Raw genomic sequence first — 20,906 nt, 5'->3', positions numbered from 1 at the left:
AAATTTTGCAAAAATTATGATAGAATAGACGACGGATAAAAAAACGGAGGATAGCATGCAAAATAGACCAATCATTATCGGAGTGACAGGTGGTTCTGGTGGTGGTAAGACCAGTGTTTCAAGAGCCATTTTATCGCATTTTCCTGATGAAAAGATTTCCATGATTGAGCATGATTCATACTACAAGGATCAGTCTCATTTGACCTTTGAAGAGCGTGTCAAAACCAACTACGACCATCCTTTTGCCTTTGATACAGACTTGATGATCGAGCAGATTAAGGAATTGTTGGCAGGGCGTCCGGTGGACATTCCGACTTACGACTATACAGAGCATACACGAAGTAGCAAGACCTATCGTCAAGAACCTCAAGATGTCTTTATCGTTGAGGGGATTTTGGTCTTGGAGGATAAGCGCCTGCGCGATTTGATGGATATTAAGATTTTTGTGGATACAGATGATGATGTGCGCATTATTCGTCGGATCAAGCGTGATATGGAAGAGCGTGGCCGTAGCCTTGATAGCGTCATTGACCAGTACTTAGGTGTGGTTAAACCTATGTATCATCAGTTTATCGAACCAACCAAGCGTTATGCTGATATCGTCATTCCTGAAGGGGTCAGCAATACCGTGGCTATTGACCTGTTGACAACCAAGATTGAAAAGATTTTGGAAGAAGCTCGAAACAGCAAATAATCAGATGTGGAGGCTTTGCCTCCTTTTTTATTTTTCCCTCATAATGGTACATAAATGGAGATTTTTAGGCATATTTTTGGTATAATAATACCCATGAAAGAGCAAGAAAATGAATAGTAGGTGGAGATGGAAAAGTATTTATCGGTAACAACTTTGACCAAGTATCTGAAAATGAAATTCGATAAAGACCCTTACTTGGAACGGGTCTATTTAACTGGTCAAGTTTCCAACTTTCGTAAACGACCTACTCACCAATATTTCTCCCTAAAAGATGACCATGCAGTTATTCAAGCGACCATCTGGTCTGGGATTTATCAGAAATTAGGCTTCGACCTGGAAGAAGGGATGAAAATCAATGTGATTGGGCGTGTGCAGGTCTATGAACCTAGTGGTAGCTACTCCATCATCATTGAAAAGGCAGAGCCTGATGGGGTCGGGGCGCTTGCGATTCAGTTTGAACAACTCAAGAAAAAATTGGCAGAAGAAGGCCTGTTTCAAGAACGCTTCAAGCAACCTCTGCCCCAATTTTCTAAGAGAATAGGTGTAGTAACCAGTCGCAGTGGAGCCGTTATTCGAGATATTATAACGACCGTCAGCAGGCGATTTTCAGGTGTCGATATCCTCCTCTATCCGACCAAGGTGCAAGGTGATGGTTCTGCGGAGGAAATTGCTCGAAATATTGCGCGTGCTAATCAACGAGACGATTTGGATTTGCTGATTATTGGTCGTGGTGGAGGTTCTATTGAGGATCTCTGGGCCTTTAACGAGGAAATTGTGGTACGAGCGATTTTTGAGTCTCGTTTGCCAGTTATTTCTAGTGTGGGGCATGAGACGGATGTGACCTTGGCAGATTTTGTGGCAGATCGACGAGCTGCAACGCCAACAGCAGCTGCTGAACTAGCAACACCTGTGACCAAGTTGGATCTATTAGCTCATTTGCAAAATCAGGAAAAGCGGATGGCAACAGCAGTCCGAAATGTCCTATCGAAGAAACAAGAATCTTTGAAAAAATGCAGTCAGTCTGTTATCTTTAGACAACCAGAACGTTTGTATGATGGCTATTTGCAACGCTTGGATCAACTGCAATTGCGCTTAAAACAAAGTTTACGTACACGGATTTCTGATAACAAACAGATAGTACAAGCAAGGACGCATCGACTGGTACAATTATCACCCGTTACCAAAATCCAACGCTATCAAGACCGTCTAGGTCAGTTGGACAAGCTTCTCCGTAGCCAAATGGCGCTGGTTTATGATGCCAAGGTTGCTGAAGTGAAGCGACTTTCGGAAGCCTTGCTGATGTTGGATACCAGTCGAATTGTGGCGCGTGGTTATGCTATTGTCAAAAAAGAAGAGTCCGTTGTGGATTCGGTTGAGAGTTTGAAGAAAAAAGATCAAGTAACGCTTTTGATGCGGGATGGTCAAGTAGAATTAGAGGTTAAAGATGTCAAAACAAAAGAAATTTGAGGAAAATCTAGCAGAACTGGAGACCATTGTCCAAAGTTTGGAAAATGGTGAAATTGCTCTGGAAGATGCGATTGCTGCCTTTCAAAAGGGCATGGTTTTGTCAAAAGAGCTCCAAGCGACGCTGGACAAGGCTGAAAAGACCTTGGTCAAGGTTATGCAAGAAGACGGAACAGAAAGTGATTTTGAATGAAAAAGCAAGAAAAATTAGCTCTTGTCGAGTCGGCCTTGGAAGATTTTTATGGAGACCAGCAGTTTGCCTCTAGTTTGCGAGAGTCTGTTCTCTATTCCATTCATGCTGGCGGCAAGCGTATTCGACCTTTTCTCTTGTTAGAAGTTCTGGAAGCCTTGCAGGTCGCTATTAAACCTGCTCATGCGCAGGTGGCTGCGGCCTTGGAAATGATTCATACAGGTAGTTTGATTCACGATGATCTTCCAGCTATGGATGATGATGATTACCGTCGAGGGCGGTTAACCAATCACAAGAAATTTGGAGAAGCAATGGCCATTTTGGCTGGAGATGCTTTATTCCTAGATCCTTATGCCTTGATAGCGCAGGCAGATTTGCCAAGTCAGATCAAGGTGGACTTGATTGCTAACTTATCCCTAGCTTCAGGAAGTCTGGGCATGGTGGCAGGGCAGGTTTTGGACATGGAGGGTGAACACCAGCATTTGTCTTTGGAAGAACTCCAGACTATTCATGCTAATAAGACTGGGAAACTACTAGCCTATCCCTTTCAAGCGGCTGCTATTATAGCCGAATTGGCACCTGAAATGCAGGTGAAGCTGAAAACTGTTGGCGAATTGATTGGACTTGCCTTTCAAGTTAGAGACGATGTGCTAGATGTGACAGCTAGTTTTGAGGAAATCGGCAAGACTCCACAAAAGGACTTGCAGGCAGAGAAGTCAACCTACCCAGCCTTGTTAGGCTTGGAAGAGGCAATTGCCTTTTGTAACCAAACCTTGGATCAAGCTAATGCAAAATTAGAAGAAATTGCCCAGCAAGTTCCTTTTGAAACAGAATCGATTGTAAAAGTAGTAGAAAGTTTGAGAATCAATGGCTAAGGAAAGAGTGGATGTACTAGCTTATAAACAGGGCTTGTTTGAAACGAGAGAGCAGTCCAAACGCGGTGTAATGGCTGGTCTAGTGGTAGCAGTCCTGAATGGAGAACGGTTTGACAAACCAGGAGAGAAAATTCCCGATGACACCGAGCTAAAACTCAAGGGCGAGAAGCTCAAGTATGTTAGTCGTGGTGGCTTGAAACTGGAAAAGGCCTTGCAGGTCTTTGATTTGTCAGTTGATGGCGCGACCACGCTTGATATTGGAGCCTCTACTGGAGGATTTACCGATGTTATGCTGCAAAATGGTGCTGAGTTGGTCTTTGCAGTCGATGTTGGTACCAATCAGTTGGCTTGGAAACTACGCCAAGACCCGCGAGTTGTCAGCATGGAGCAGTTCAATTTTCGCTATGCTGAAAAGACTGATTTCGAAAAGGAACCGAGCTTTGCCAGTATTGATGTGAGTTTTATTTCCCTCAGTCTGATTTTGCCAGCCTTGCACCGAGTCTTGGCAGATCAAGGACAGGTTGTGGCTCTAGTTAAACCTCAGTTTGAGGCAGGACGTGAGCAGATTGGGAAAAATGGAATTATTCGAGATGCCAAGGTCCATCAGAATGTCCTTGAATCTGTCACAGCTATGGCAGTAGAGGAAGGCTTTTCAGTCCTTGGATTGGACTTTTCTCCCATCCAAGGTGGTCATGGAAATATTGAGTTTTTAGCGTATTTGAAAAAAGAAGAGTCAGCAAGCAATCAGGTTCTTGCTGATATTGAAGAAGTAGTAGAGAGGGCGCATAGTCAATTTAAAAATGAATAAAAAAGAGAGACTTGAAAAAATTAGACGATTTGTGACAGATTATCAAATCGGTACGCAAGAAGAAATTGTAGAACATTTGAAAGAGGCGGGCATCACTGCCACTCAGGCAACAGTATCACGTGATATCAAAGAACTAGGTATTGTCAAAATTCCTTTGAGAGATAACACCTATGTCTACGAATTGCCAAAATCAATCGTAAAAAGTTTGCAACTAGCTGAAGACAATATTGAGTCAGCAGAATTGATGGACAAGATGATCAATCTCCAAGTTATTCCAGGAAATACGGCCTTTGTAAAAGCTCAGTTAATCGAGACTTTTGCGGATAAGATTTTTAGCTGTTTGGCTGATGATAGTTCGATTTTAGTCATTGCCAGAAGTGAAAGTCTAGCTGAGGAAATCTTTGAACAAGTAAAAAATTGGTAGGTCTATATGTTACTTGAAATTTCGATAAAAAACTTTGCCATTATTGAGGCTATTTCCCTCAATTTTGAAAAAGGGATGACTGTCCTGACTGGTGAAACGGGTGCAGGGAAGTCGATTATCATTGATGCCATGAATATGATGTTGGGAGCTCGTGCTACGACAGATGTTATTCGTCATGGTGCGCCAAAGGCAGAGATTGAGGGACTTTTTTCAGTTGAGAATAGTCGCCTTTTACAGGAAATTTTTGATGAGCAAGGTCTGGAAATAGGTGATGAAATTATCATTCGTCGAGAAATTCTGCAAAATGGTCGTAGTATCAGCCGTGTCAATGGTCAGATGGTTAATCTGTCTGTTTTACGTGCTATTGGGCAACATCTTGTGGACATTCATGGTCAGCATGACCAAGAAGAGTTAATGCGTCCCCAACTGCATATCCAGATGTTGGATGAATTTGGTGATACAGCCTTTTGGACCTTGAAAGAAACCTATCAAACGAGTTTTGATGCCTACCGTAAAATGCGTAAGCAGGTTCTGGAAGTCAAGAAAAACCAACAGGAACACAAGGCTCGTATTGAGATGTTGGAATTTCAAATGGCAGAAATTGAGGCAGCAAACTTGCAGGCTGGAGAAGATTTGGCTCTTAATCAAGAGCGTGATAAACTGCTCAACCATAAAAATATTGCGGATACGCTGACCAATGCCTACAGTTTGTTGGACAATGAAGACTTTTCAAGTCTAGCCAATGTTCGTTCAGCCATGAATGACATGGAAAGTGTTGAAGAGTACGACCCTGAATACCGTGAAATTTCAAGCTCTCTGTCTGAGACCTACTATGTTTTAGAAGACATTAGCAAACGTTTGGAAGCTATCATTGAGGACCTTGATTTTGACGGCAATCGTCTTATGCAGGTTGAGAATCGTTTGGATCTCCTTCATACCATTACCCGTAAGTATGGTGGGACTGTAGACGATGTCTTGCTTTATTTTGCCAAGATTACGGAAGAATACAATCTCTTGACAGGAAATAACCTTTCATCTGAGGATATGGAAACCGAACTCAAGAAATTGGAAGTTAATCTTGTCGACTTGGCAGGCCAGCTTGCATCTGCTCGTCATGACTTAGCTCAGCAGCTAGAAGCAGAGATTAAACAAGAGCTTCAAGATCTTTATATGGAAAAAGCCCAGTTTCAAGTTCGTTTTAGCAAGGGCAAATTCAGTCGTGAGGGAAATGAAATGGTTGAGTTTTACATTTCAACCAACCCTGGTGAAGACTTTAAACCCTTGGTCAAGGTTGCGTCTGGCGGGGAATTATCTCGTCTCATGTTAGCCATTAAGTCTGCCTTTTCACGTAAAGAAGGCAAGACCAGCATTGTCTTTGATGAGGTGGATACGGGAGTTTCAGGTCGTGTAGCTCAGGCTATTGCGCAGAAGATTCATAAAATTGGTCAGCATGGGCAGGTTCTGGCTATTTCCCATTTGCCACAAGTGATTGCGATTGCGGATTATCAATTCTTTATTGAGAAGATTAGCAATGAGCATTCAACGGTTTCGACTGTTCGTCTCTTGACGGTTGAAGAGCGAGTGGAAGAAGTTGCTAAGATGTTGGCAGGTGATGATGTGACGGAAGCAGCCCTGACGCAAGCCAGAGAATTGTTGAGAAACAGGGAGAAATAAGATGACAGACTATTATGTAATTGGAGATGTTCACGGAAAAGCTGGGATGCTGGAAGACCTTCTCAAAACATGGGATGGTCAGACCCAGTTACTCTTTCTAGGGGATTTGATTGACCGTGGTGAAGATAGTCGCCGTGTTCTAGAGATGGTTAAGGACTTAGTGGATAATCAAGGGGCTATCTGTTTGTCAGGAAATCATGAGTATATGTTTTTGACATGGCTAGATGATCCAGAAGAAAGCTATGATCACTATCGTCGCAATGGTGGAGATACAACCATTAACTCTATCCTAGGTCGTCCTTTGGATGCACCGGTTGATGGAGTTGAGGATGCCAATCGTGTTGCTACTGAAGCGGCAGACTTGGTCGAATTTATTCGTCAAATGCCGTTTGTGGTAGAGACAGACAAGTATATCTTTGTTCATGCAGGTATTGATTTGACCTTGGATGACTGGCATGAAACTACAGATTACAAGAAAGTCTGGCTTAGAAAACCATTCCACGAAGCCGAAAATCATACTGGAAAAACCATTGTCTTCGGACATACACCAGTCTATGGTTTACTAAAGCAAGAGCGTGGTACTGCTGAGCTTTGGACTACAGAAGATGGCAAGATTGGAATGGATGGAGGAGCTGTTTATGGTGGTGTCCTTCATGGGATTGTCTTTACAGATCAAGGAATGACAGAACACCACTTTATCGAAAATGACGGCTTTGTTGCTGAAGATTAGTACTCCTAGCAGGGTATGGTCTTGTCAAAATGTCAAAAACAATTTATAATAAATAGATACCCTGAAAGGAAGAGAATCATGAACTTAGAAGAATTGAAAAAACGACAGGAGAAGATCCGTAACTTCTCTATTATCGCTCATATTGACCATGGGAAATCAACTCTAGCAGACCGCATTTTGGAAAAGACAGAGACAGTATCCAGTCGTGAAATGCAAGCTCAACTTTTGGACAGTATGGATCTAGAGCGAGAACGTGGGATTACTATTAAACTCAATGCCATCGAGTTGAATTACACTGCAAAAGATGGGGAAACTTACATTTTTCACTTGATTGACACGCCGGGGCACGTTGACTTTACCTATGAAGTTTCACGTTCGCTAGCTGCCTGTGAGGGTGCTATTTTGGTGGTTGATGCTGCTCAAGGTATTGAGGCTCAAACCCTTGCCAACGTTTATCTAGCCTTGGACAATGATTTGGAAATCATGCCAGTCATTAACAAAATTGACCTGCCTGCTGCAGACCCTGAGCGCGTGCGTACAGAGATTGAAGATGTCATTGGTTTGGATGCCAGTGAAGCAGTTTTGGCTTCTGCCAAGGCTGGTATTGGGATTGAAGAAATCCTCGAGCAAATCGTAGAAAAAGTACCAGCACCAACAGGTGATGTGACGGCACCACTTAAGGCCTTGATTTTCGATTCTGTTTACGATGCTTACCGTGGAGTTATTCTTCAAGTGCGTGTCATGGACGGGGTGGTTAAACCTGGTGATAAGATTCAGCTTATGAGCAATGGCAAGACTTTTGATGTTACGGAAGTCGGTATCTTTACACCCAAGGCAGTTGGTCGTGATTTCCTTGCGACTGGTGACGTTGGTTATATTGCAGCTTCTATCAAAACGGTTCAGGACACTCGTGTGGGTGATACCGTTACCTTGGCAACTAATCCTGCGGCAGAGCCATTACATGGTTACAAACAGATGAATCCTATGGTCTTTGCGGGTCTATATCCTATCGAGTCAAACAAGTACAATGACCTACGTGAAGCGCTTGAAAAATTGCAACTGAATGATGCTAGTCTGCAGTTTGAACCAGAAACATCTCAGGCACTTGGATTTGGTTTCCGTTGTGGTTTCCTTGGACTTCTCCATATGGATGTTATCCAAGAGCGTTTGGAACGTGAGTTCAACATTGACCTCATCATGACAGCTCCATCTGTTATCTATAAGGTTAACTTGACCGACGGTGAGTCTATGGATGTATCTAACCCATCTGAGTTCCCAGATCCTACCAAGATTGCGACCATTGAAGAGCCTTATGTTAAGGCGCAAATCATGGTACCACAGGAGTTCGTAGGAGCTGTAATGGAGCTAGCTCAGCGCAAGCGTGGTGACTTTGTGACTATGGACTATATTGATGATAACCGTGTCAATGTTATCTATCAAATTCCACTGGCTGAAATCGTCTTTGATTTCTTTGATAAGCTCAAGTCTTCAACTCGTGGTTATGCAAGCTTTGACTACGAATTGTCAGAGTACCGCCCCTCTAAGCTTGTGAAAATGGATATTCTTCTCAACGGAGACAAGGTGGATGCCCTCAGCTTTATCGTTCACAAGGACTTTGCCTACGAGCGTGGGAAACTCATCGTTGATAAGCTCAAGAAAATCATCCCTCGCCAACAATTTGAGGTACCAATTCAAGCAGCAATTGGACACAAGATTGTCGCTCGTACTGATATCAAGGCCCTTCGTAAGAACGTACTTGCTAAATGTTATGGTGGTGACGTTTCTCGTAAGCGTAAACTCCTTGAAAAACAAAAAGCTGGTAAGAAACGTATGAAAGCTATCGGATCAGTAGAAGTTCCACAAGAAGCCTTTCTAAGCGTTTTGAGTATGGATGAAGAATAAGTTATCATAATTGTTTTTCTTGTTCATAGGAAATTTACATAAGAATCAATAGTAAAACAGGCTTAAATAGGCCTGTTTTTTTGCATTTATAATAGGATTAAATCGTTTAAAGTGTTTGTTTTAAATGTTTGTTTTGGTTGTAAAGATAAAAAATAAACAAAATAATCAAAAAAAGGACAAAAAACAACAAAAAAACATTGACAACGGTTTCATATAGTGTTATACTTATAGCATAAAGTTAATGGAAAGAAGGGAAAACCTTATGGGATTAGATCATTTCTTTGACAAAAACCTTGTGTTTTGCTTAGAAGCGGATAATCAAGAACATCTCTTTGATCAGGTTGCAACTTTATTGGAAGAACGAGAAATTGTAACTCCAACTTATCGTGAAGCCTTGATCACGCGTGAAAAGTCATTTCCAACTGGCCTAGATATGGAATTTTTGGGTAAGGATTTGCCGAATGTGGCTATTCCTCATACAGATATTGTTCATAATCTAGCTGAAAAAGTTGTGGTCGTTCGATTAGAAAAACCAGTGACCTTCCACAATATGATTGCGCCAGATAAGGAAGTAGAAGTATCCTTGCTCTTCTTTATCATTAATAACTCAAGTTCAAGTCAAACGAACATTCTTGCTCAGTTGATGGACTTCTTTACTGGAAATGGTCATCTTGAAGACCTATCAAAAATTTCTGAATCAGAAGCCCTCTATGCTTATATTGCTGAAGCAATTGCTTAATCTTGTCTATTAAAAATATTAAATCGGAGGAAATCCATATGATTAAAATTCTTGCTGCCTGCGGTGCAGGTGTTAACTCAAGCCACCAAATTAAAAGTGCTCTTGAAGAAGAACTTTCAAACCGCGGTTTTGATGTTCACTGTGATGCAGTTATGGTAAAAGACGTTAATGAAGACCTTATCAAAGGTTATGACATTTTTACACCAATTGCTGCAACAGATCTTGGTTTTGACCCAGGTATTCCAGTTATCGAAGCTGGACCAATCTTATTCCGTATCCCAGCAATGAGTGCTCCAGTATTTGATAATATTGAAGCAGCTATCAAAGAACACGGGTTAAGCTAATTTTAATTTGTTAACATTCATATAACTATAAAAAGGGAGGAACTATTATGGATGTCATTATCGAACTAGCCAATAAGCTGTTCAAACCTATCTTGGATATGGGTGGACCAATCATCATGCTGATCATTTTGACAGTATTGGCTCTACTTTTTGGAGTGAAATTCTCCAAAGCACTTGAAGGTGGTATCAAACTTGCCATCGCTCTTACTGGTATCGGTGCTATCATCGGTATGCTAAATGGTGCTTTCTCAGCATCACTTGCAAAATTCGTTGAAAACACTGGTATTCAATTGAACATCACCGACGTTGGTTGGGCACCACTTGCTACAATCACTTGGGGATCTGCTTGGACACTTTACTTCTTGCTCATCATGTTGATTGTCAACGTAGTGATGCTTGCTATGAAGAAAACTGATACACTTGACGTTGATATCTTCGATATCTGGCACTTGTCTATCACAGGTCTTTTGATTAAATGGTATGCAGACAACAATGGAGTTAGCCAAGGAGTTTCACTATTCATCGCGACTGCAGCAGTTGTTCTTGTTGGGGTTCTTAAAATCATCAACTCTGACTTGATGAAACCTACATTTGATGACCTTCTTAATGCACCAAGTTCATCACCAATGACTTCAACTCACATGAACTACATGATGAACCCAGTTATCATGGTTTTGGATAAGATTTTTGAAAAATTCTTCCCAGGTCTTGATAAATATGACTTTGATGCTGCTAAATTGAACAAGAAAATCGGTTTCTGGGGATCTAAATTCTTCATCGGTTTCATCCTTGGTATCGTTATCGGTTTGATGGGTACTCCACATCCAGTTGCTGGTGTAGAAGATGCTGCAAACTGGCAATTAGTTATTAAAGGTTGGTTGTCTCTTGGTTTGACGGCCGGTGTATCTTTGGAACTCTTCTCACTTATCGGTTCATGGTTCATCGCTGCCGTAGAACCACTTTCACAAGGTATTACAAACGTTGCTACTAAACGTCTTCAAGGACGTAAATTCAACATCGGTCTTGACTGGCCTTTCATCGCTGGTCGTGCTGAAGTTTGGGCTTGTGCCAACGTACTTGCACCAATCATGTTGGTTGAAGCAGTGCTTCTTTCAAACGTCGGAAATGGTATCTTGCCACTTGCAGGTATCATCGCTATGGGTGTTACTCCAGCTCTCTTGGTTGTAACACGTGGTAAATTGCTCCGTATGATTATCTTCGGAACACTCTTGTTGCCACTCTTCCTTCTTTCAGGTACACTGATCGCACCATTTGCAACAGAACTTGCTAAAGGTGTAGGTGCCTTCCCAGAAGGTGTGAGTCAAACTCAATTGATCACTCACTCAACTCTTGAAGGACCAATCGAAAAACTTCTTGGTTGGACAATTGGTAACACTACAACAGGTGATATCAAAGCAATCCTTGGTGCTGTAGTCTTCCTTGTATTCTATATCGGTATCTTTGCTTGGTACAGAAAACAAATGATCAAACGTAACGAAGAGTACGCAGCAAAAGCAAAATAATGCGCTCCTATAAAATGTAAATTGTTTAAGCTAGGTTGTCGACATCCATTAGGAGCGACAGCCTAGTTTTTTATAAACTATCAAGAAATCGGAGAAAATAATGGTAATTGAATTAAAATCAGAACAATTAAGTGTTAAATTTAACAGTTTTGGTGGGGCTCTGTCTTCTATAAAAGATGCCGAGGGAGTTGAGTATTTGTGGCAAGGAGATGCTACTTATTGGAGTGGACAAGCTCCTGTTCTCTTCCCCATTTGTGGTTCATTGAGAGAGGATACAGCACTTTATATAGATGATAAGGGACAAGAAAGTAAAGGAAAGATTCCTCGTCATGGTTTGGTTCGCAAGAAAGAATTTGAATTAGTTGAACAGACAGATAATAGTGTAACTTTTGCAATTGAAGACGATGAGAATAGTTATCAAAACTACCCTTATCATTTCCGCTTAGAAATCACTTATATCCTTACTGGAAAGACAGTGCGGACTCAATACAAAATTTTTAATAAAGAAACTAGCAAGGTCATGCCTTACTTTATTGGTGGCCATCCAGGATTTAATTGTCCTCTACTTGATGATGAAGTCTATGAAGATTACTATTTAGAGTTTGAGAAAGAAGAGACTTGCTCTGTTCCACACCCTTTCCCAGAAACAGGTATGTTGGATTTCCAAGATAGAAGTCCATGGCTAGAAGGTCAAAAAGAAGTAGATCTCAGCTATGATTTGTTTAGTACAGATGCAGTTACCTTAGATGAATTGCAATCTAGAACAATTGCGCTTCGTTCTCGTAAACATGATAAAGGGTTGAAAGTACACTTTGCAGAGTTTCCAAACCTTATTATCTGGTCAACTTTGAATAAGGGCCCTTTAATTGCTTTTGAACCATGGTCAGGCTTGTCAACATCTCTTGAAGAAGGAGATCATCTAGAAGATAAGAAGAATGTTCGCCTCTTAGAGCCAGGACAAGTGGATCAAATTGGTTTTGATATCGAAATATTTTAGATAAAAAAACACAAAAACAAACATTAACTGTTGACTTTTTCGACAAATAGGAGTATATTATGTTTGTAAGCAACAAATGATGTTTGTAACAAACAAATAATCAATTGTTATATTCTCTTTGAAAGAGAGATTATTCTAGGAAATTGATTTCCTAAACTTGAATAAGGTGTCATTCATCTCATTCAATCCAATTTGTCAATAAACTGCTAGAAAGCTTTTTGTAGGTAAACTGCTAACTATAAAAGTCTTTACTAGCCTAGAAAAATAAAAAGGAGTATACAATATGTCTATTGTTATCGGTGCAGATGCTGCAGGTTTGAGATTGAAAGAAGTTGTGAAAGACTTCTTGGAAAAAGAAAACTTCCACGTTGTGGATGTTACAGCTGAAGGTCAAGACTTTGTTGATGTGACTCTTGCTGTTGCTGCAGAAGTAAACAAAGAAGAACAAAATCTTGGTATTGTGATTGATGCCTATGGTGCTGGTCCATTCATGGTTGCAACAAAAATCAAAGGAATGGTTGCCGCAGAAGTTTCTGACGAACGTTCAGCTTATATGACTCGTGGTCACAACAACTCACGTATGATCACTATGGGTGCACAACTTGTTGGTGATGAATTGGCTAAAAACATTGCTAAAGGATTTGTTAACGGTAAATACGACGGTGGACGTCACCAGATTCGTGTTGATATGTTGAACAAAATGTGCTAATTAGATTACAGTAAGAAAGGTAAGTTAAAAATGAGAATTGCAATCGGATGTGACCACATCGTAACAGATGAAAAAATGGCGGTTTCAGAATTTTTGAAATCAAAAGGATATGAAGTCATTGACTTTGGTACTTATGACCATACACGTACTCACTACCCAATCTTTGGTAAAAAAGTAGGGGAAGCTGTAACTAGTGGTCAAGCTGATCTTGGGGTATGTATCTGTGGTACTGGTGTTGGTATCAACAATGCTGTAAATAAAGTTCCAGGTGTTCGTTCTGCCTTGGTTCGTGATATGACAACAGCTCTTTATGCTAAAGAACAATTGAACGCCAACGTTATTGGTTTTGGTGGTAAGATTACTGGTGAATTGCTCATGTGCGATATCATCGAAGCTTTCATCCATGCTGAATACAAACCATCTGAAGAAAACAAAAAATTGATTGCGAAAATTGAACACCTTGAAAGTCACAATGCTCAACAAACAGACGCAAACTTCTTCACTGAATTCCTTGAAAAATGGGATCGCGGAGAATACCACGACTAAGAGGTGACATATGATTTTAACAGTCACAATGAACCCATCCATTGATATTTCCTATCCCTTGGATGAGTTGAAGATTGATACTGTCAATCGTGTGGTGGATGTAACCAAAACGGCTGGTGGTAAGGGACTCAATGTTACCCGAGTACTTTCAGAATTTGGGGATTCTGTTCTTGCTACTGGTTTAGTGGGTGGCAAACTTGGTGAGTTTTTGGTTGAAAATATCGATGATCAAGTAAAGAAAGATTTCTTCTCAATTCAGGGAGAAACTCGTAACTGTATCGCTATTCTTCATGGAGATAATCAAACAGAAGTTCTTGAAAAAGGACCTGAAGTTCTTGAAAAAGAAGGTCAAGACTTTTTGGATCATTTCAAAAAACTCTTGGACTCAGTTGAAGTAGTAGCCATCTCAGGTAGTCTGCCAGCTGGTCTTCCAGTTGATTACTATGCGAGCTTGGTAGAACTTGCTAATCAAGCTGGCAAGCCTGTTGTCTTGGACTGCTCTGGTGCAGCACTTCAGGAGGTTCTTGAATCACCACATAAACCAACAGTCATCAAACCAAATAATGAGGAATTATCTCAGCTTCTTGGAAGAGAAGTTTCTGAGGATTTGGATGAATTAAAAGAAGTACTTCAAGAACCTTTGTTTGCAGGTATTGAATGGATTATCGTTTCACTTGGTGCCAACGGTGCCTTTGCCAAACATGGTGACACTTTCTACAAGGTAGATATTCCTAGAATTCAGGTAGTAAATCCTGTTGGATCTGGAGACTCTACTGTGGCAGGAATTTCTTCAGGACTTCTTCACAAAGAATCGGATGCAGAATTACTCATCAAGGCAAATGTCCTTGGTATGCTCAATGCTCAAGAAAAAATGACTGGTCATGTCAACATGGCCAACTATCAAGCTCTATATGATCAATTAATAGTAAAAGAGGTATAAAATGGCTTTAACAGAACAAAAACGTGCACGCTTAGAAAAACTTTCTGATGAAAATGGTATCATCTCAGCTCTTGCATTTGACCAACGTGGTGCGTTGAAACGCCTCATGGCTCAACACCAAACAGAAGAACCGACAGTGGCTCAAATGGAAGAACTTAAAGTTTTGGTAGCGGATGAATTGACTAAATACGCTTCATCTATGCTTCTTGATCCTGAATATGGACTTCCAGCAACTAAAGCTCTTGATGAAAAAGCTGGTCTTCTCCTTGCTTATGAAAAAACAGGTTATGACACAACAAGCACAAAACGCTTGCCAGACTGCTTGGATGTTTGGTCTGCAAAACGTATTAAAGAAGAAGGTGCAGATGCAGTTAAATTCTTGCTTTACTATGATGTAGATAGCTCAGACGAACTCAACCAAGAAAAACAAGCTTACATCGAACGTATCGGTTCTGAATGTGTGGCTGAAGATATCCCATTCTTCCTTGAAATCCTTGCTTACGATGAAAAAATTGCTGACGCAGGTTCTGTAGAATACGCTAAAGTAAAACCACACAAAGTTATCGGCGCTATGAAAGTCTTCTCAGACCCACGCTTTAACATTGATGTCTTGAAAGTAGAAGTTCCTGTTAACATTAAATATGTTGAAGGCTTCGCTGAAGGTGAAGTAGTTTATACACGTGAAGAAGCAGCAGCCTTCTTCAAAGCTCAAGATGAAGCAACTAACTTGCCTTACATCTACTTGAGTGCAGGTGTATCAGCTAAACTCTTCCAAGATACTCTTGTATTTGCTCATGAATCAGGTGCAAACTTTAACGGTGTTCTTTGTGGCCGTGCTACATGGGCTGGATCAGTTGAAGCTTACATAAAAGATGGTGAAGAAGCAGCTCGCGAATGGCTTCGCACAACTGGTTTTGAAAACATTGATGAGCTCAATAAAGTTCTTCAAACAACAGCGACTTCATGGAAAGAACGCGTGTAAGCAAGTCCTCCTAGGTTAGGAACATGAATCTAAAAAAATTTTAAAAAAAGTTTTATGTAAAGGTTTACAAAATAACTTACTTGTGCTATACTTAAATCACAAGTTAATACAAGGTGAGTGTTACTAAGTAATATTAGGCATGATCACAGGTGAATTAGAAATCGGCTGATTTTCTAGTTCATTTGTGGTCATTTTTTGTACTCATATACCTTTAAGATATAAAAGGAGGTTGACATGTATCGAATTCTAAATCCAATGAATCACAATGTCTCGCTTGTCAGAAATGATAAAGGAGAAGAAGTGATTGTGATTGGTAAGGGGATTACATTTGGAAAGAAGAAAGGGGATTTGATTGCTGAACATCAGGTTGAGAAAATCTTTCGGATGAAGACCGAAGAGTCCAGGGAAAACTTTATGGCTCTCCTCAAAGATGTTCCGCTTGATTTTATCACAGTGACTTATGAAATCATTGATAAGCTATCAAAGAAATATCATTATCCGATTCAAGAGTATCTCTACGTAACCTTGACAGATCATATTTACTGTTCCTACCAAGCTCTAGCACAAGGAAGGTACAAGGATAGTAATCTGCCAGATATTTCCACTAAGTATCCTGTCGCTTTTCAAATCGCAAATGAAGCATTTGAAATTTACCGTCAGAAGTTAGCGTATCATTTTCCTGAGGACGAAATTATTCGGATTGCTTATCATTTCATTAATGCCGAAGGTGAAAATGAAGTGGAACTTGTGGAGTCGATTGATAAGAGGAAAGAAATTCTCAGGAATGTTGAAGAAGTGTTAAAGGGTTATGCAATTCAACGAACTAACGAGAATAATCATTTCTATGATCGTTTTATGATTCATTTGAATTATTTCTTGGATTATTTAGACAGATCTAGAGATGATAACCAATCACTTCTGGATATGGAAGATCATATTAAACAATCCTATCCAAAAGCGTTCGAGATTGGTTCCAAGATCTATGATGTGATTACGCAACATACGGGTCTTGATTTATATAAAAGTGAACGAGTTTATCTAGTTCTACATATCCAACGTTTATTGTCATAAAAATTTAATTAAAAATACCTAAGGAGAATTCTATCATGAATAGAGAAGAAGTAACATTGTTAGGTTTTGAAATCGTAGCCTATGCTGGCGATGCTCGTTCAAAACTATTGGAAGCCTTGAAGGCTGCTGAAGCTGGTGATTTTGCGAAAGCAGATAGCTTAGTTGAGGAAGCTGGTTCTTGCATTGCAGAGGCTCACCACGCGCAAACAAGTCTATTGGCTAAGGAAGCTTCTGGTGAGGACTTAGCCTATAGTGTAACCATGATGCATGGCCAAGACCACTTGATGACAACCATCTTGTTAAAAGATTTGATGCACCACTTAATCGAACTTTATAAGAGAGGAGTTAAATAATGAACAAACTAATTGCATTTATCGAGAAAGGAAAGCCTTTCTTTGAGAAACTATCCCGTAATATCTATCTTCGTGCTATTCGTGATGGTTTCATTGCAGGTATGCCTGTTATTCTCTTCTCAAGTATCTTTATCTTGATTGCCTTTGTACCAAACTCATGGGGCTTTAAATGGTCTGATGAAGTTGTAGCCTTTCTGATGAAACCTTATAGCTATTCTATGGGTATTCTGGCTCTCTTGGTAGCTGGTACAACAGCTAAGTCATTGACTGACTCAGTAAACCGTAGCATGGAGAAAACCAATCAAATCAACTATATGTCAACACTGTTAGCAGCGATTGTTGGTTTGTTGATGTTAGCAGCTGATCCTATCGAAAATGGTCTAGCTACTGGATTCTTGGGGACAAAAGGTTTGCTTTCAGCCTTCCTTGCTGCCTTTGTTACCGTAGCTATCTATAAGATTTGTGTTAAGAACAATGTCACTATTCGCATGCCTGACGAAGTTCCACCAAATATCTCACAAGTCTTTAAAGATGTGATTCCATTCACTCTCTCAGTTGTTTCACTTTATGCTCTTGATTTACTAGCTCGTCATTTTGTTGGTGCTAGTGTAGCAGAATCAATCGGTAAATTCTTTGCACCATTATTCTCTGCTGCTGATGGTTATCTAGGTATCACCATTATCTTTGGTGCCTTTGCCTTCTTCTGGTTTGTTGGTATCCATGGTCCATCTATCGTTGAGCCTGCTATCGCAGCTATTACATATGCCAATGCCGAAGTAAACTTGAACCTTCTCCAACAAGGTATGCACGCTGACAAGATTCTTACTTCTGGTACACAAATGTTTATCGTTACCATGGGTGGTACTGGTGCGACACTGGTTGTTCCATTCATGTTCATGTGGTTAACAAAATCAAAACGTAACCGTGCAATCGGTCGTGCTTCAGTAGTTCCAACTTTCTTTGGTGTAAACGAACCAATCTTGTTTGGTGCACCTCTTGTATTGAACCCAATCTTCTTCATTCCATTTATCTTTGCTCCAATCGCGAACGTTTGGATCTTCAAATTCTTTATTGAAACACTTGGAATGAATTCATTTACTGCTAATCTACCATGGACAACCCCAGCTCCACTAGGTCTAGTTCTTGGTACTAATTTCCAAGTTCTATCATTCATTCTTGCTGTCCTTCTAATTGTGGTTGACGTAGTCATTTATTATCCATTCCTTAAGGTCTATGATGAACAAATTCTAGAAGAAGAGCGTTCAGGTAAGTCTAATGATGAATTGAAAGAAAAAGTTGCTGCAAACTTCAACACTGCGAAAGCAGATGCTATTCTTGAAAAAGCAGGTGTAGAAGCAGCTCAAAATACAATTACAAAAGAAACAAATGTCTTAGTTCTTTGTGCTGGTGGAGGTACAAGTGGTCTCCTTGCAAATGCTTTGAATAAGGCAGCTGCAGAATACAATGTTCCTGTGAAAGCAGCAGCAGGTGGCTATGGTGCTCACCGTGAAATGTTACCAGAGTTTGATCTAGTTATCCTTGCCCCTCAAGTTGCTTCAAACTTTGAAGATATGAAGGCAGAAACAGATAAACTCGGTATTAAACTTGCCAAGACAGAAGGTGCTCAATACATCAAATTAACCCGTGATGGAAAAGGTGCTCTTGCATTTGTACAAGCTCAATTCGATTAACGATAGGGACTGTGAAACAGTCTCCTCTTGTTACGGAAATCGCTATGGCGAATTTCCTAATCGCCTTGTTAATTCGTTGGTAAAAAGATATCGTTTTTACCTCCTCATGTCACAATTCGATTAAGGCTAGGGACTCTGAAATAGTCTCCTATCGTTGCGGAAATCGCTATGGCGAATTTCCTAATCGCCTTGTTAATTCGTTGGTAAAAAGATATCGTTTTTACCTCCTCATGTCACAATTCGATTAAGGCTAGGGACTCTGAAATAGTCTCCTATCGTTGCGGAAATCGCTATGGCGAATTTCCTAATCGCCTTATTAATTCGTCGGTAAAAAGATATCGTTTTTACCTCCTCATGTCACAATTCGGTGACTTGGTACAAGAAGTGAGATGGAGAAGGATGGCTCACTGACTCCTCTCCTCTCACTTTTACTTTATTTAAATCAAGAAATAGGTGAAAAAAATGACAAAATCATTACCAAAAGACTTTATTTTCGGCGGCGCAACAGCTGCCTATCAAGCAGAAGGTGCTACACATACTGATGGTAAAGGACCAGTAGCGTGGGATAAATATCTTGAAGATAACTACTGGTACACTGCAGAACCAGCCAGTGATTTTTACAATCGATACCCAGTTGACCTCAAGTTGGCAGAAGAGTATGGTGTCAATGGCATTCGAATTTCTATTGCTTGGTCACGTATTTTCCCGACTGGTTACGGCCAAGTAAATGCTAAAGGTGTTGAATTTTATCATAATCTATTTGCAGAGTGTCACAAACGTCATGTTGAGCCTTTTGTAACTCTTCATCACTTTGACACGCCAGAAGCTCTCCACTCAAATGGAGACTTCTTAAACCGTGAAAATATCGAATACTTTGTAGATTACGCTGCCTTCTGTTTTGAAGAATTTCCAGAAGTAAACTATTGGACAACATTCAATGAAATTGGACCAATCGGTGATGGTCAATACTTGGTTGGTAAATTCCCTCCAGGTATTCAGTACGATCTTGCCAAAGTCTTCCAATCGCACCACAATATGATGGTGTCTCATGCACGTGCAGTAAAATTGTACAAAGAGAAAGGTTATAAAGGTGAAATTGGGGTTGTTCATGCTCTGCCTACTAAGTATCCTCTAGATCCTGAAAATCCTGCAGATGTTATTGCGGCAGAGTTGGAGGACATTATCCATAATAAATTTATCTTGGATGCAACTTATCTGGGTCACTACTCTGAAAAGACCCTGGCAGGGGTAGAGGCTATCTTGGCTGCCAATGGTGGTAGCTTGGATCTTCGTGAAGAAGATTTTACAGCATTAGAAGCTGCAAAAGACTTGAATGATTTTCTAGGAATCAACTACTATATGAGTGACTGGATGGAAGCCTTTGATGGAGAAACTGAAATCATCCATAATGGTAAGGGTGAAAAAGGAAGCTCTAAATACCAAATTAAAGGTGTTGGTCGTCGTGTAGCTTCTGACTATGTACCACGTACGGATTGGGATTGGATTATCTACCCTCAAGGTTTGTATGATCAAATCATGCGAGTGAAGAAAGATTATCCTAACTACAAGAAGATTTACATCACTGAAAATGGACTTGGTTATAAAGATGAGTTCGTCGATAACACTGTTTACGATGATGGCCGTATTGATTACGTGAAACAACACTTGGAAGTCTTGTCTGATGCTATTGCAGATGGAGCGAATGTAAAAGGTTACTTCATTTGGTCATTAATGGATGTCTTCTCATGGTCAAACGGTTATGAAAAACGCTACGGTCTCTTTTATGTAGACTTTGAAACACAAGAACGTTATCCTAAGAAATCAGCTCACTGGTACAAGAAAGTAGCAGAAACTCAAGTGATTGAGTAGTAGAATTACTAATTAGATATAGAATTTTAGTGAGGCAAAAAGATGTTCAAAGATTTTATCCAATCTATTTATGAAAAAGTTTATATTATAAATTTCGAAAAATGTTCTCAAATACCTTGTTTGACTAATGAGGAGCTGAAAAATCTTGGGAAATGGTATGTCTCTACCGGTAAAGAATGGATTTGCCATTCAGACTATGAGCTGGAAGAATTTAAAAATATCTTTTTAAATTTTATCAGTCCTGAAGAACGGGATAATATCTCCTTTGATTCAGATTTTATGCCGTTTCAACAATCATAAAGAATCTAGGAAACTCTTTGTAAAAATCTTCATCAAAAAATGCGTCATATCAAGATTTTTATTTTCTTGATATGACGCATT

At 40.1% G+C, this 20,906-nt stretch carries 22 protein-coding genes; all 22 read left to right on the top strand.

Annotated features, from left to right (window positions below):
* Nucleotides 1-55: 55 nt before the first annotated feature.
* The 22 genes from udk to B7703_RS08755 all read left to right on the top strand — a co-directional run bounded on the left by udk (nt 56) and on the right by B7703_RS08755 (nt 20,825).
* Nucleotides 56-694, top strand: a complete 639-nt coding sequence (udk, locus tag B7703_RS08860) for a uridine kinase (protein ID WP_001181377.1) — start codon at nt 56-58, stop codon at nt 692-694.
* Between the two features lie 126 nt (nt 695-820).
* Nucleotides 821-2,161, top strand: coding sequence for an exodeoxyribonuclease VII large subunit (gene xseA, locus B7703_RS08855; protein ID WP_084924495.1), 1,341 nt, complete (start codon nt 821-823; stop codon nt 2,159-2,161).
* Nucleotides 2,139-2,351, top strand: a complete 213-nt coding sequence (locus B7703_RS08850; protein WP_000043226.1) for an exodeoxyribonuclease VII small subunit — start codon at nt 2,139-2,141, stop codon at nt 2,349-2,351. The genes xseA and B7703_RS08850 overlap by 23 nt, the downstream gene beginning before the upstream one ends.
* Entirely contained in the window at nt 2,348-3,223 is an 876-nt protein-coding gene (locus B7703_RS08845) for a polyprenyl synthetase family protein (RefSeq protein WP_084924493.1), read from the top strand. Before B7703_RS08850 ends, B7703_RS08845 begins: the two co-directional genes overlap by 4 nt.
* Nucleotides 3,216-4,031 carry a TlyA family RNA methyltransferase gene (locus B7703_RS08840; protein ID WP_004254554.1) on the top strand — a complete coding sequence of 272 codons (816 nt, stop codon included), beginning with the start codon at nt 3,216-3,218 and terminating at the stop codon, nt 4,029-4,031. The genes B7703_RS08845 and B7703_RS08840 overlap by 8 nt, the downstream gene beginning before the upstream one ends.
* Nucleotides 4,024-4,455 (top strand): arginine repressor, encoded by a 432-nt coding sequence (locus B7703_RS08835; RefSeq protein WP_020900686.1) that lies wholly within the window; start codon nt 4,024-4,026, stop codon nt 4,453-4,455. Before B7703_RS08840 ends, B7703_RS08835 begins: the two co-directional genes overlap by 8 nt.
* A 6-nt stretch (nt 4,456-4,461) precedes the next feature.
* Nucleotides 4,462-6,129: a DNA repair protein RecN gene (gene recN / locus B7703_RS08830; RefSeq protein ID WP_049516655.1), complete on the top strand. Its 1,668-nt coding sequence runs from the start codon at nt 4,462-4,464 to the stop codon at nt 6,127-6,129.
* Between the two features lies 1 nt (nt 6,130).
* Complete coding sequence (locus tag B7703_RS08825) at nt 6,131-6,859, top strand: metallophosphoesterase family protein (protein WP_084924492.1); 729 nt, start codon at nt 6,131-6,133, stop codon at nt 6,857-6,859.
* Nucleotides 6,860-6,937: 78 nt separating this feature from the next.
* Nucleotides 6,938-8,761: a translation elongation factor 4 gene (gene lepA / locus B7703_RS08820; protein ID WP_001047207.1), complete on the top strand. Its 1,824-nt coding sequence runs from the start codon at nt 6,938-6,940 to the stop codon at nt 8,759-8,761.
* Nucleotides 8,762-9,023: 262 nt separating this feature from the next.
* On the top strand, nt 9,024-9,500 hold the full coding sequence (locus tag B7703_RS08815; protein WP_192851975.1) for a PTS sugar transporter subunit IIA: 477 nt from the start codon (nt 9,024-9,026) through the stop codon (nt 9,498-9,500).
* A 38-nt stretch (nt 9,501-9,538) separates the two neighbouring features.
* The gene (locus B7703_RS08810) at nt 9,539-9,844 is read left to right on the top strand and encodes a PTS sugar transporter subunit IIB (RefSeq protein ID WP_000590547.1); all 306 of its coding nucleotides are present in this window, start codon (nt 9,539-9,541) and stop codon (nt 9,842-9,844) included.
* A 47-nt stretch (nt 9,845-9,891) separates the two neighbouring features.
* Complete coding sequence (locus tag B7703_RS08805; RefSeq protein ID WP_084924488.1) at nt 9,892-11,367, top strand: PTS galactitol transporter subunit IIC; 1,476 nt, start codon at nt 9,892-9,894, stop codon at nt 11,365-11,367.
* 100 nt (nt 11,368-11,467) lie between these two features.
* Nucleotides 11,468-12,364, top strand: a complete 897-nt coding sequence (locus B7703_RS08800; RefSeq protein ID WP_084924486.1) for an aldose 1-epimerase family protein — start codon at nt 11,468-11,470, stop codon at nt 12,362-12,364.
* Between the two features lie 283 nt (nt 12,365-12,647).
* On the top strand, nt 12,648-13,073 hold the full coding sequence (gene lacA, locus B7703_RS08795) for a galactose-6-phosphate isomerase subunit LacA (RefSeq protein ID WP_000029277.1): 426 nt from the start codon (nt 12,648-12,650) through the stop codon (nt 13,071-13,073).
* A gap of 30 nt (nt 13,074-13,103) precedes the next feature.
* Entirely contained in the window at nt 13,104-13,619 is a 516-nt protein-coding gene (gene lacB, locus B7703_RS08790; protein ID WP_001216910.1) for a galactose-6-phosphate isomerase subunit LacB, read from the top strand.
* A gap of 10 nt (nt 13,620-13,629) precedes the next feature.
* Nucleotides 13,630-14,559 (top strand): tagatose-6-phosphate kinase, encoded by a 930-nt coding sequence (locus tag B7703_RS08785; RefSeq protein WP_023948153.1) that lies wholly within the window; start codon nt 13,630-13,632, stop codon nt 14,557-14,559.
* 1 nt (nt 14,560) lies between these two features.
* Nucleotides 14,561-15,541 carry a tagatose-bisphosphate aldolase gene (lacD, locus tag B7703_RS08780; RefSeq protein WP_001229115.1) on the top strand — a complete coding sequence of 327 codons (981 nt, stop codon included), beginning with the start codon at nt 14,561-14,563 and terminating at the stop codon, nt 15,539-15,541.
* Between the two features lie 234 nt (nt 15,542-15,775).
* Nucleotides 15,776-16,612, top strand: a complete 837-nt coding sequence (locus tag B7703_RS08775) for a PRD domain-containing protein (RefSeq protein ID WP_084924485.1) — start codon at nt 15,776-15,778, stop codon at nt 16,610-16,612.
* A gap of 35 nt (nt 16,613-16,647) precedes the next feature.
* Nucleotides 16,648-16,965, top strand: a complete 318-nt coding sequence (locus tag B7703_RS08770) for a PTS lactose/cellobiose transporter subunit IIA (RefSeq protein WP_001078320.1) — start codon at nt 16,648-16,650, stop codon at nt 16,963-16,965.
* Nucleotides 16,965-18,656 carry a lactose-specific PTS transporter subunit EIIC gene (locus B7703_RS08765; protein WP_084924483.1) on the top strand — a complete coding sequence of 564 codons (1,692 nt, stop codon included), beginning with the start codon at nt 16,965-16,967 and terminating at the stop codon, nt 18,654-18,656. Before B7703_RS08770 ends, B7703_RS08765 begins: the two co-directional genes overlap by 1 nt.
* 462 nt (nt 18,657-19,118) lie before the next feature.
* Entirely contained in the window at nt 19,119-20,525 is a 1,407-nt protein-coding gene (lacG, locus tag B7703_RS08760) for a 6-phospho-beta-galactosidase (protein WP_084924482.1), read from the top strand.
* Between the two features lie 42 nt (nt 20,526-20,567).
* Nucleotides 20,568-20,825 (top strand): DUF3884 family protein, encoded by a 258-nt coding sequence (locus B7703_RS08755; RefSeq protein WP_080713123.1) that lies wholly within the window; start codon nt 20,568-20,570, stop codon nt 20,823-20,825.
* The last annotated feature ends 81 nt before the right edge of the window (nt 20,826-20,906 follow it).

The sequence above is a fragment of the Streptococcus mitis genome (assembly GCF_002096735.1).
GTDB lineage: Bacteria > Bacillota > Bacilli > Lactobacillales > Streptococcaceae > Streptococcus > Streptococcus mitis_CZ.
Note: the sequence above shows the minus strand (reverse complement) of the source record. Positions and strands in the feature narration are given on the sequence as shown.